Here is a 12,757-nt window from a genome sequence, read left to right as displayed (position 1 = left end):
GACGAATAGTACCATGGTAAAGAAGGCTGCGCTTGTGCCCTGGTTTGAAATGATGCTCATGTCCAACTCTCCTCACTAGTCTTATTGTAATTACACTATCATTTCATTCTTAAAAACAACTTAAGAAATTATTAAAAAACAGTTATAACGGTTGTTATATCTATTGTTATAACTAGTGTTCCGTGACAAGTGGGAGAAAACTTTGCTATAATGGATTCTATAGGACATTTTAAAGGGGGTCGATCATGAAAAAGGCCATCTTATTTGTGATAGACTCTTTGCATCCGACCGTCTTAGGAAGAATTCTGGCAGAAGGAAATGCTCCGGCTCTGGCATTTTTAGCGGAACATGGGACTTATATAGAAGAGGTAGTTTCGACGTTCCCAACTATGACACCTGTGGCCACGAGTTCTATGATTACTGGTGCAGGACCTGATCGACATGGCGTTCCCGGGTTTATTTGGTATAATGAAACTATACGAAAAATAGTCGATTATGGTGCAACCTGGCAAAATATTTTAAAGATTGGCACAGAAAAGGTTATTCGTAATTTGTTATTAAAGCTAAATAATGAGCATCTTGCTGTGGAAACGCCGACACTTTACGAAGTATTAGAAGCTTTCGGGGTAAGTTCGGGGAATATCAATCTTTTTATGCACCGTGCCTCTCAACCATTTAAGGTAAAACTTCCCTTTTCAATTGCTTTGGCAACGAGATTTCGACTTCAAGAGGCAGAGGTTTTTGGACCTTCTCATCTAACGTTGGGTCAGCTTGTCCATTTACCTTTTTCCGAGCGGTTATCTGCTTATCCAAGGGGACCTTTTCATCGTTTTGGTTTTAATGATGTTTTTTCCGGTACAATAGCCCGTCAGCTTGTTCAGGAGGGGGTGCTGCCGGATTTTACAGTTGTTTATTTTCCGGATAATGATAAGAATTCTCACCATTACGGCCCTTTGCGAACAGCTCCCTCTTTAGAATTGGCAGATCAGCAGATTGCTTCCATTCTCAATGAGTTCGGTTCCTGGGAAATGGCTCTCGAGAAAACAGCCATTATTGTTACAGGAGATCATGCGCAGTCTACGGTAGGGCTAGGCTCAGAATACCTGATCAATTTAGATCAGGCTTTAAAGACCTTTAAACGATTACGGCCAAGGGAAGAGGCTGAAGAACATCACGAAATTGTTATCTGTCCCAATGAGCGAATGACTTTCATTTATATCTTACAACGACGAGAGGTGATTTTACCTCAAGTTGTCGATATCTTGTCGAGAGATGTGAGGAATGCCCAAATTTCCTGGAAAATCGCTGAAAATAAATACTGTGTTCTACAGGGCGGTACTAAGAGTCAGCTTTCCTTTTCCCGCGGGGGTCCTATTCTGGATGTTTACGGGCAAAGTTGGTCTTATGATGGAGATTTATCCGTGGTAGATGCCCAAGTGACCGACAGGAAAACGATTGAGTTTGGTAAATATCCCGATGCTTTTTCGAGGCTTATCTCTGCTTTGGAAGCGCGTCAGGGTGATCGCGTGGTTGTTTCTGCCCTCTCGGGGTTTGAGTATTATGCAGAAGGGGCACCGACTCATCCTGGAGGAGGCAGCCATGGCTCGTTGGAAAAAGAGGATTCGACAGTACCTATGATTGTGACAGGAATGCCATTTGATTTAAAACATCCCCGGATTGTGGATCTTTTTCCTTTGATATTAAGGTATTTCGGAATTGAAAAATAGTTGACAGTATTGTCCAAAAGTTTACATAATTAAGAAGCAAGTACCGATTTAGGCAATCGGTACTTTTTTTATCCAGTCGTGAGACGTCCACTTCAGTGGTTCTGATTTATTTGGTAATTATTTTTCTTTCGCTTGAATAACAGCGGTGACATAAATATAATTGAAGACCATATTCCTTAAACAGTGAACTCATATACCTGCAAAACAAAAAACCGTAAAATTCATTACTGAAAAATACGGTTTTTTTGGGAAAGTGGATTTTTAAGTATACGAGTTTTTTATTCCAGTGACTGTTATGGAGACGATAAAGGAGAAAAGTTGATATTAACCATTGTTCCTTTAGTGACTACTTTTCCCGGAGCAGGTGATTGCTGATTTGCCAGACCGCTTCCGGAAAAATTAAAGTGAAGTTCTGATTTTTTCAGGACACTTCCGGCTTGACGCATGGTTAGTCCGGTTAAATCAGGGACAACGGTTTCCTCGGCGCTTGGTGTACGTTCAGGTGTTACAGGTTTTGGAGAGGGACGAACAGAGGCTTCAGTGGGAGAAATTGAAACATCGCTTTGGGTATTGCTGGCTACTGGAATACCGTAGTATTGCAGAGTTCCCTCGAGGATGGCTTTGGCAGGAAGGGCGCAGATTGGACCGCCGTCATGTTCTCCATCTGCCATTCTGGGGGTATCTACTATAACCAGCAAGGCAATTTTAGGATTTTCGGCTGGGGCATAAGATGCAAATGAAGCGATATAATCTGTGCTTGAATAATCTCCTGTGGCCGGATCAATCTTTTGGGCAGTTCCTGTTTTACCGGCTACATTAATTCCCGGAATTTTGGCCAGATACCCGGTTCCGTCGTTAACAACCTGCTCTAAGACTTGTGTCATTTGAGTCGCAGTTTCTTTAGAAATAACCTGTCGAACCGGTGTTGGTTTTTGCTGTTTGACTAACTGCCCATCGGGTGTTGTTATTTTGTCAACAATATAGGGCTTGTAAAGAGTTCCTCCATTAGCAATAGCCGAAATTGCTGTTAATAATTGAATAGGTGTTACTGAATTTGCTTGGCCGAAGGACATGGTTGCCAGGTCAAGCTCTCGGGCTTTGTTCTGAGGAACAAGAATGCCGCTTTCTTCACCTGAAATATCAATGCCGGTTTTAGCGCCAAATCCAAAGGCTCTGAGATAAGTATAGAAGGTGCCCATCCCCAGTTTCAAGCCGACTTGTGCAAGAACAACGTTGGAGGAGGATTGCATCCCCTGAGTAAAGGTGGTGTTTCCTCGGGACGCTATATTAGAATCCCAGTTCGTGATTACTTTAGGTCCAACTTGAAGATATCCTGGGTCGTAGAATACTGAATTCGGGGTTATAACTCCTTCTTCCAAAGCGGCTGAGCCTGTAACTGTCTTAAACGTTGATCCTGGTTCGTAGGTCATGCTGATGGCAAGGTTGCGGCGGACATCAGGGGTTACTTTTTGATAGTTGGAGGGATCAAAGGTTGGGCGAGATCCCATCCCCAAAATGCGCCCTGTCTTCGGATCCATCGCTAAAATTGTAACACTCTTAGCTTTAGTTGTTTGCTCCAAATTGTCAAGCTGCTGTTCAATTAAATATTGGATGGTTGAATCAAGTGTTAAAGTAAGGTTATCGCCGGGAATTGGAGCTTCTCCTTGAGAAGGAGCACCTAAAATGGAACGCGCTCTGGTATCTTCTTCTTGAGAGATAAATCCCGGCTTACCATACAACTCTTTGTCGTAATAGCTTTCTATACCTTCCACGCCATGGCCATCTTGAGTTACTATGCCCAGTGCTGAGGCTGCAAAACTTCCCATAGGATTTACGCGTTTCTCTTCATCAGTCAGGCCGACTCCAGGGATTTTTAAGGCCATAATCTGATCTGCAATTTTAACATCAACGTGATGTGCCAGACTAATCCAAGAAAGTTTAGTTTTATTAAGGTCGGATAATATGTCCTGGGGCTCGATTCCTAAGAGACTTCCGAGTTTTTTAGCAACATCTTCTTTAGTGCTTTTAAATCGCTTCTTAGAAATTAAGTCATTCAACGTTTTGGGATCTGCATAAACTTCTTTGACGGGAATACTTTGAGCTAAAACGTTTCCTTGAGCATCAAAAATAGCACCTCTTTGGGGCTGGACTTTTTCATCGTTTGTCCGTCGCTCGATGCCTTTTTGTTTGAGATCGGAAGCCTGAACTATTTGCAGGTCGATAAGTCTGCCCAAGACTAAAAGCATTAAAATTCCCAAGAATAATGGAACCCAACGGCTACGTGAAAAATAGGTTACACGTTTTTTTTCTATTTTCAAAGCTGTCTTCTACCTGCCCTTCTTTAGTCAACCGTTGAACAAATATCGTTTCTTATCTATAAATCTATTAATCTATAAAAAGTCCCCTCGTTGAGAGGGGCTTTGAAAAATCGAAGAACGTCTATACACTTATTATAGCTTAGATTTGCCCACCAGCCATATAGTTTCTATTAAAAAAATGTTAAACCATTCGTGTGAAATTAACCCAATTATTGGTTTTTAGCGATTGGATTTGTAAAATATGCAGGATTTATAGCTAATAGAGTCGAAATTAGATATATTTATAAGTAACGTCAAGGGTCCCCCAAAAAAGGAGTGCAAGTAATTGGAAGATTTTTATGAAAAAGAAGTAAACTGTCTTTGCTGCGGACATAGTTTTAGTACCTTAAAAGTACGTTCCAGGTCTGCTGTTCCGTATAAAATTGATAGCGACTTTTGCCCCCATTACAAAGAGGGTACACCTAATCCGCATCTTTACTATGTTAGGGTTTGCCCGGAATGTGGGTTTGCCTTTTCGGATGATTTCTCCAAGACCTTTCCTACAGGAACCAAAGAAATCATTAAAGCCAAAATATCCTATGAATGGAGAAAGCACGATCTTGGACAGCTCAGGGATACAGCTAAAGGTATTGAAACCTTGAAATTGGCAATATATTCTGCTACCTTGAAGAAAGAAAAACATTTCGTATTAGCTGGTTTGTGTTTGCGGTTGGCTTGGATATACAGAACAGAAAATAAGCAAAACGATGAACAGCGATTTTTGCAGTTAGCTCTTCAGGAATATGAAGAATCTTATCTTTATTCCGATTTTAACGGGAGTTCAATGTCTGAACTGAGAATCTTATTCATGATCGGGGAGCTGAGTCGCCGACTTGGTCAATATACTAAAGCCGTTTCCTACTTTTCCAAAATTATTGAACATCCAAAGCGTAATGAAGAAGCAAAGATCTTGAATATGGCTCGTGCTCAATGGCAGATTGCTGCGGAGGAAAATCGCGAGTCTAAATAGATTTAGGGATTGAACTGGAAGAAGTGATTACTCTTGCATGACAAACGGAATATGTTTAGAAACGTTGTTGAATTAGCCAAGCAAATCTGTCAGTTAAAATTAAAGCAGGGGGACAAAGCGGCTGATTGTACAATGGGCAATGGCAATGATACCGCCTTCTTATGCGGCTTAGTTGGGGAAGAAGGAAAGGTTTATGCTTTCGATATTCAAGAAGAGGCAATTATTAATACCAGCGAGAAGCTGCAGAAATTAAAGCTTCTGGACAGAGCTGTCTTAATTCATGCCGGGCATGAGACCATTGATGCTTACATCATGGAGCCTATTCGCTTATTTATGTTCAATCTTGGCTATCTGCCTAAAGGAGATCATAAAATAACCACTCAAAAGGACACTACTCTCCAAGCTGTTCAGAAATGTTTAGATCTTCTTGAGCCGGACGGCCTTATTTTATTGGTTATCTATCCGGGACATGAACGGGGAAAAGAGGAGCAAGAAGCTCTAGAAGCTTTTGCCTCTACTTTGAATCAAAAAGCCTTTAATGTTGCTCATATACGCTTGACCAATCAGGTTAATGATCCTCCCGAACTTCTTTGTATTGAAAGAGTTCTTCCTAGATAAAAGTAGCGCAGAAATTTCACTTAAGAAATTACTGCGCTGCTTTTTTATCCAGTTTTTAAGACCTCCACGCTTATAAGTAAGGTTGGATCCTTCTATTCGCTCACTCTATCCCTGCTTCTGTTGCCAGCAATCGTTCCAGGATTTCTGGCTTAGGGGTAAGGTATAAGGTCCAATTCTGTTCGTAGACGACCATACCAGGCTTGGCAGAGTTGGGCTTTTTAAGTTGTTTTACATGGGTATAATCGACGGGAACCTGGGAAGAACCTCTTGACTGGCTGTAATAAATGGCTAAAGCAGCTGCTTCTTCCAACGTAGCATCGTCAGGAAACTCTTCTCCCTCCTCGAGGGGAACCAAGACATGAGAACCGGGGATCTGTTTGACATGCAGCCATAGATCGTTAGGTTTCCCTTTGCGCAGCGAAAGCCAATCGTTTTGAGCATTGTTTTTTCCAACATAGATGATTCTGTCTTGGCTTGAGCGATAGACGCGGGGATGAAGCATTTCCTTGGAGGTTTTAACCTTGGAATTCTGCCTCATCTTCGATTTTGAACTGTTTTTATTTGCTTTGAGGCCGGTTTTGAGCAGATGTTTACCTGCCACATAGCCTTGCTCCATAAGTTCGACATAAATTTCCTCAAGTTCAGAAAGGGTGGAAGCCTGGTCCAGACTGACTTGCAAGGAATTCAAATAATTGACTTCATCAAGGGCAGCTTCTTGAAACTGCCGGGTTTTTAGTAAGGTGGCCTTTGCTTTGTTATACAGCTTGTAGTAACGCTGAGCATTGTCGATGGCACTAAGATGGGGATCGAGGGGTATTAGAACTGAGGAAAGAGCGGGGTCATAATAATCTTCAACGGTAACTTCCTTCAATCTGGAGGTGATTCGGTGCAGGTTGGCGGTGAGGAGTTCCCCCCAGCGTTGATAGGCAAGATTGGAATTTGCTTCGGATATGGCTTGCTCATAGACTTTCAATTTCTTGTAAAGATGAGTTTGCTGTTCTTGGACGATTTTTCGAAGTGAGCCTCGTTTAGCTTCAAGATTATTCGTTACGGATTTGGCGCTGTAAAAAGACTGCACAGTCTCGTTTAAAGAATCGAGGCTTACTTTTCTTAAGTCTTGGTATTGCTGAAAAGGAATAAAGGTAAAGGCGATAGGAGGTGATTTGGGCTGAGGTGGATAGTAGAGACAGGGCTGGATTTCTGTCTTATCTTCGGGGTTACATAACCTTTGATAGGCTTGAAAAAGTCTTGAAAAATCGATGTCCCCACACTGATGGAGGTAAGTGTCAGCGGATAAGCCGGCTTGAATGACAATTTCCAGGGCCAATTCCGGACTGACTCCAGCGAAATGGGTAAGGAGGAGTTTTGTGATTTTCCGATCGAAATCGTCGATAGAGAAAGTCTGCCGCCAGAGTTCTTCATCCTTAAGGGGAGGTTTCTTCCCTTGAGAGGGAGGTGCAAGATAGGTACGCCCGGGAAGTACTTCACGGTAGCGGCTAAGGGCATGGGAATATCGTTTAAGTCCGTCGAGGATTGTTCCGGTATTCTGATCTACTAGAATTAAATTACTGTGCTTGCCCATGATTTCTAAATAGAGATGGAGTGTAACGAGATCACCGCGGTCGTTGTAGTTTTGAATTTCAAAGGTGATGACTCGCTCCAGTTCTTGTTGATAGATATTGATTATTTTTCCTCCTTCGAGGTGTTTGCGCAGGATCATGCAGAACATGGGCGGCGAAGAGGGGTTTTTTTTGCTTTCAGCAGTTAAGTGAAAGCGTGGGGAGGCAGCGCCAGCGTTAAGCAAGAGTTTTCTATTGCTTTGGCTCAGTCTCAATTGAAGATGGATTTCTTCTTTTTCAGGTTGAAAGATTTTATCGATACGTGCTCCTTTGAGCTGGGGAGCAAGTTCCTTTACTAAATAGGCGAGGGTCACACCGTCTAAGGCCATGAGGGGTCTCCTTTCATCCAATCGTAAGACTCCCGCTTCTACAAGTGGGAGTGATTCCCGTACCTTGCTTCGGTGGGGGTCGAGTCGTTTTTAGTATAACACACTTGGATAACGGAGGCATTTTTCAGGGGTCTTCGGAATAAGCATGTACTACGAAATGGACAAAGAGGAAGGAGTTAAGTTCTTTGGGTAAGAGGAGGAGATTAAGACATGCGTCAACAATCATGGCATGTACTGCCTTGGGTTGATGTAGCCAAGGTATTGAATGTGCATCCAGGTAAAGGGTTAAATGTTAAAGAAGTTCAAAAGCGCTTGCAAGAGGTTGGGAAAAATGTCCTGGCGGCAAAAAAGGGAGTTCACCCTGTTTTTCTGTTCTTGGGTCAATTTAAGGATTTTATGGTTTTAGTCTTATTGGCCGCAACAGTGGTATCAGGACTTTTAGGAGAAATAGCCGATGCTGTTACGATTTTAACAATTCTGATTGTCAATGCAATTTTAGGCTTTATTCAGGAATTTCGTGCTGAGCGTTCTATGGAGTCCTTACGTTCCCTTACGGCTCCAGAAGCCCGGGTCCTGAGGGAAGGCCTTGAACAGCGAATTCCGGCAGCCGAGCTTGTCCCCGGGGACATTGTGCTGTTAGAAGCGGGTGATCGCATTCCGGCTGACGTGCGCTGGATTCAGGCCGTCAACATTCAAGTGGAAGAATCAGCTTTAACGGGAGAATCTCACCCTGTGAGTAAGAGTATTGCCCCTCTCAGCGATGAATTGACCCCCATGGCTGATCGGCGAAACATGGGCTATATGGGGACTTCTGTCGTCAACGGCCGAGGGGCCGGTGTCGTCGTGGCGACAGGTATGGATACAGAAATGGGTGTTATCGCAGGGATGATTCAAAGTGTGGAAGAGGAGGAAACCCCATTACAAAAACGTTTGGCGGAATTGGGAAAATGGTTAGTCTTACTTAGTCTTCTTGTTTGTCTAGTTGTAGTAGCAACGGGAATTTTGCGGGGCGAAGATTTTTATAAGATGTTTTTTACTGGCGTATCTCTGGCCGTTGCGGCCATTCCTGAGGGGTTGCCGGCTATCGTCACGGTGGCCTTAGCTGTCGGGGTTCAACGAATGGTCAAGCGGCAGGCAATTATTCGCAAACTTCCGGCGGTGGAAACCTTGGGCTGTGCGACAGTGATTTGTTCCGATAAGACAGGGACCTTAACCCAAAATGAAATGACCGTACGTCAAATTTATTCGGATGGCAGAAAAATTACCGTTTCCGGCCAAGGCTATGATCCCAAGGGGGATTTTTATGGTGCCGATCCAGAGAAAGAAAAAGATCCTCTTCATGAAGGCTTAAAAATTGCTGCCTTATGTAATAATGCCATTTTAACGAAAAAGGGAGCTAAAGTTGCAGGCCTCTTTCGCTCTAAAGCTAATGAGGCTCCCTGGGGAATTGAAGGTGACCCTACTGAAGGCGCAATTTTAGTTGCAGCGGCTAAGGCGGGGATTTGGCGTGAGGTATTGGAACGAAAAGAAGAGCGGATTGGAGAATTGCCCTTTGATTCGGACCGCAAACGAATGAGCGTGGTATATAAGACAAAGCATGGGCCAAGAGCTTATGTTAAAGGGGCTCCGGACAAAATTGTCCAGCTTTGTAAGCAGGAATTAACCTCGGCAGGTGTTGTGGAGTTATCTTCCGCACGCAGACAAAGTATTATGCGGGCCAATGATGAAATGGCCAGGCATGCTCTGCGCGTTCTGGCAGTCGCAGAAAAATCATTAACGGAAAATGAGATGCATGATGAGGGGATTGAACAGGGGTTAACTTTCGTCGGTTTATTGGGTATGATTGATCCGCCGCGTCCCAGTGCAGTTCGGGCCATTAAATTGTGCCGGCAGGCAGGAGTTAAGCCTGTTATGATTACGGGAGATCATCGTCTAACGGCTGAAGCTGTAGGACATGAATTAGGGATTCTCAAAGGGAGAGACGGGGTAATCTCAGGGGAAGAACTGGAGCGAATGTCCGATCAGGATCTCAGCCAAAGGGTTATGGATATTTCCGTTTATGCCCGGGTAACTCCCAAAGATAAACTAAGAATTGTGCGGGCCTTGAAAAACGAGGGCCAAGTTGTTGCCATGACCGGCGATGGTGTTAATGATGCACCTGCGGTCAAGGAAGCGGATATTGGAGTGTCTATGGGTGTAACCGGAACAGATGTTACCAAAGAAGCGTCTTCCATGGTTTTAGGCGATGATAACTTTGCGACCATTGTTGCCGCGGTGGAAGAAGGACGGGGAATTTATGATAATATCCGTAAGTTTATCCGCTACTTGCTTTCCTGTAATCTGGGAGAGGTTTTAACTATGTTTTTAGCAACGCTTGTCGGGCTGCCCCTTCCTCTCCTGCCAATTCAAATTTTATGGGTAAATCTTGTAACCGATGGTTTGCCGGCCATGGCCCTGGGAGTTGACGGAGCGGAGCCGGAAATTATGAATCGTCCTCCGAGAATCCCGGGAGAAAGCATTTTTGCCCGCGGACTGGCTCGTAAAATAGGCATCAGGGGAACTTTGATAGGTTTGGGTACACTTTTCGTTTTTGTTGCCGGTCTCTTTATGGGAGCCAATATGTTAGGGGCTCGAACTATGGCCTTTAGTACGCTGGTGTTTTCCCAATTATTCCATGTTTTTGATTGTCGCTCTGAAGAACGAGGTATCTTTGAAGTAGGACTTTTTTCAAACCCTTACTTAGTTGGAGCGGTGTTGGTTTCAAGCATGATGCAGCTGAGTGTCATTTATCTGCCGCCTTTACAAGCCATCTTTAAGACGACAGCTCTGCACAGCTGGCAATGGATTTTAATCCTTTGCGTAGCCGGAGGACCTTCAATTCTAATTGGTCTTGCCCGCCTTCTCAAGAACAGCTGGCAGGGCAAACCGTCAATAGCCAAAGGATAAAACGTGTATACTTGATCCAATAGCTTGACCCTATTTACCTTGCGTAGTATCCTTTAATGAGATATAACGTAAACTATACTAAAACGTTTAGAGGAAGCTAACTCCATCTAAACGTTTTAGGTATTCTTAAATCTTAAGACTTCAGCGTGATAGAATTTGTTATGGACTGGGCGCTTTCGACGAAAGTGTTCACAGGAAACTTTCGTCACCGAAGTTTCGATGTTCAGCTTTAGCTGAATGAGTTCACTGCAAATGTTTTAAGATTATAATAGGGATAAAATTCTGCGAGGGGAGCAAACATAATGAACTTTGTAAAAATGCATGGTCTGGGGAATGATTTTGTTTTCCTGGATCATTTTTCTCATACACCGCAGGAAGAGGCGGATTATCCGAAGTTAGCTCAGAAACTCTGTCACCGTCAATTTGGTATCGGGGGAGATGGGTTAATTGTCATTCTTCCTTCCCAAGGTGCTGACGCTCGGATGCGCATTATTAATTCAGATGGATCAGAACCGGAAATGTGCGGCAACGGTATCCGCTGTTTTGCACGGTACGTCTATGATCAAGGAATTGTCTCCCGAAACCCCATGCGGGTGGAGACTCTTGCCGGGGTTTTGACCTTGGGACTTGATCTCGAAGATGGTCAGGTACGTGGAGTAAGGGTTGACATGGGTGAGCCTATTTTAAAAGCGGATCTTATTCCAGTTCTCGGTGCTGGAGAACCTGTGGTCGGCCAGTCCCTCGAAGCATTGGGGAAGACATTTTTCTATACTGCCGTTTCAATGGGAAATCCTCATTGTGTCATTTTTGTCGATGACTATTCATCTCTGGACTTTGAACGGCTTGGTCCGGCAATCGAGAGCCATCCTTTATTTCCGCGTAAAACGAATGTGGAGTTTATTCGGATTGACTCCCCAGCGGAAATGACGATGAAAGTATGGGAGCGGGGAGCTGGGCCAACCCTTGCCTGTGGAACAGGTGCTTGCGCTTCCTTGGTTGCTGCAGTACTTAATCAGAAGACTGAACGTACTGCAACTGTTCATTTGCCAGGCGGGGATTTATTGATCGAATGGGGGCCTGACAATCATGTCTATATGACTGGCCCTGCGGCTTATGTGTTTAAAGGAGAATGGTTAGAAAGCTGAGACATAAAACATTTAATCGCATCTTCGCCAGGAGATGCGATTTTGCTTAGCTCTAGCTAAACGAGTTCACTAGGAAAGTTATTCGTTGATCTGTTATAATATAGTAAGGGTATCAACTATAAAGGGGTGAAAAGCCTGGCTGTTTTGATTCGCCGGGTTAAGTATGGCATATAGCATGACAGGATTTGGACGAGGAGAAGCGAGTGGCTGTGGTTATCAGTTTTCTGTGGAGCTGAAAGCAGTCAATCATCGCTTCTTAGAAATCGTTGTTCGTCTGCCGCGGAATTTTGTGGAATTTGAAGAACGAGTCCGTAAAACATTACAAGAAAAATTCAAGCGCGGACGGATTGAAGTACATATTAATATCGTGGAAACTGAAGAAAAGATGAGATTAGCGAAGGTTGACAAAGAATTGGCACTGTCGTATGATAAGGCATTGAAGGATCTCGCCTCAGCTCTGCATACGGCCTATGATACGGATATTTATCGTTTAGTGGCTTTGCCCGAAGTACTTTCAGTTCAGGAACCGGAAATCGAAGGAGATACTCTATGGGATGTTTGTGCAGAGGCATTATTGAAAGCAGCCGAGGGTTTTGGACAAATGCGCCGGGTTGAAGGAGAAAAGTTAACCTTCGATCTTCTGCGAAGATTGGATCAACTGGCAGAGCATTTGCGCCTTATTTCTGAACGAGCGCCTTATGTTGTGACCGACTATCAAGAACGTCTTCAGGAACGGATTCAAACGTTATTAGGCGGGGTAGAATTGGATCCGGCTCGCTTGGCGAATGAAGTGGCTTATTTTGCAGATCGAGCATCAATTACTGAGGAATTGGTTCGTTTTGACAGCCATTTGGCTCAAAGCCGTGAGGCGTTGAACAGCCATGATTCAGTGGGGCGTAAACTGGATTTTTTGGTACAAGAGATGAACCGGGAAATCAATACCATTGGGTCTAAAGCCAATGATTTAATTATTGGAAAACAGGTTGTTATCATTAAAAGCGAGCTCGAAAAAGTACGTGAGCAGATTCAAAATTTAGAGTAATGGA

Annotated in this window: 8 protein-coding genes; 6 read left to right on the top strand and 2 right to left on the bottom strand. The window is 43.7% G+C overall.

Features of this window, described 5'->3' with window-relative positions; translation table 11 throughout:
- The first annotated feature begins 245 nt into the window (after positions 1–245).
- Complete coding sequence (locus tag B5771_RS11650; RefSeq protein WP_088187649.1) at positions 246–1,727, top strand: alkaline phosphatase family protein; 1,482 nt, start codon at positions 246–248, stop codon at positions 1,725–1,727.
- A 293-nt stretch (positions 1,728–2,020) separates the two neighbouring features.
- On the opposite strand, the gene B5771_RS11645 is transcribed toward B5771_RS11650, so the two are convergent.
- Positions 2,021–3,973, bottom strand: a complete 1,953-nt coding sequence (locus B5771_RS11645; protein ID WP_088187833.1) for a penicillin-binding transpeptidase domain-containing protein — start codon at positions 3,971–3,973, stop codon at positions 2,021–2,023.
- A 397-nt stretch (positions 3,974–4,370) separates the two neighbouring features.
- Between B5771_RS11645 and B5771_RS11640 the strand changes: the two genes are divergently transcribed.
- Both B5771_RS11640 and B5771_RS11635 read left to right on the top strand, forming a co-directional pair.
- Positions 4,371–5,054 carry a DUF2225 domain-containing protein gene (locus B5771_RS11640; RefSeq protein WP_088187648.1) on the top strand — a complete coding sequence of 228 codons (684 nt, stop codon included), beginning with the start codon at positions 4,371–4,373 and terminating at the stop codon, positions 5,052–5,054.
- A gap of 51 nt (positions 5,055–5,105) precedes the next feature.
- Positions 5,106–5,672 carry a class I SAM-dependent methyltransferase gene (locus B5771_RS11635; RefSeq protein ID WP_088187832.1) on the top strand — a complete coding sequence of 189 codons (567 nt, stop codon included), beginning with the start codon at positions 5,106–5,108 and terminating at the stop codon, positions 5,670–5,672.
- A gap of 100 nt (positions 5,673–5,772) precedes the next feature.
- Here B5771_RS11635 and B5771_RS11630 read toward each other — a convergent pair whose 3' ends face one another.
- Complete coding sequence (locus B5771_RS11630; protein WP_088187647.1) at positions 5,773–7,620, bottom strand: NFACT RNA binding domain-containing protein; 1,848 nt, start codon at positions 7,618–7,620, stop codon at positions 5,773–5,775.
- 210 nt (positions 7,621–7,830) lie between these two features.
- On the opposite strand from B5771_RS11630, the gene B5771_RS11625 reads away from it, so the two are divergent.
- The 3 genes from B5771_RS11625 to B5771_RS11615 all read left to right on the top strand — a co-directional run bounded on the left by B5771_RS11625 (position 7,831) and on the right by B5771_RS11615 (position 12,753).
- Positions 7,831–10,566 (top strand): calcium-transporting P-type ATPase, PMR1-type, encoded by a 2,736-nt coding sequence (locus B5771_RS11625; protein WP_088187646.1) that lies wholly within the window; start codon positions 7,831–7,833, stop codon positions 10,564–10,566.
- Positions 10,567–10,868: 302 nt separating this feature from the next.
- Positions 10,869–11,711 carry a diaminopimelate epimerase gene (dapF, locus tag B5771_RS11620; protein ID WP_088187645.1) on the top strand — a complete coding sequence of 281 codons (843 nt, stop codon included), beginning with the start codon at positions 10,869–10,871 and terminating at the stop codon, positions 11,709–11,711.
- Between the two features lie 163 nt (positions 11,712–11,874).
- Positions 11,875–12,753: a YicC/YloC family endoribonuclease gene (locus B5771_RS11615; protein WP_088187644.1), complete on the top strand. Its 879-nt coding sequence runs from the start codon at positions 11,875–11,877 to the stop codon at positions 12,751–12,753.
- Positions 12,754–12,757: the final 4 nt, after the last annotated feature.

It is taken from the genome of Desulfosporosinus sp. FKA, from assembly GCF_002196785.1.
Taxonomy (GTDB): domain Bacteria; phylum Bacillota; class Desulfitobacteriia; order Desulfitobacteriales; family Desulfitobacteriaceae; genus Desulfosporosinus; species Desulfosporosinus acididurans.
The sequence above is the reverse complement of the archived record's forward strand: the minus strand, read 5'-3'. Positions and strand labels throughout refer to the sequence as shown.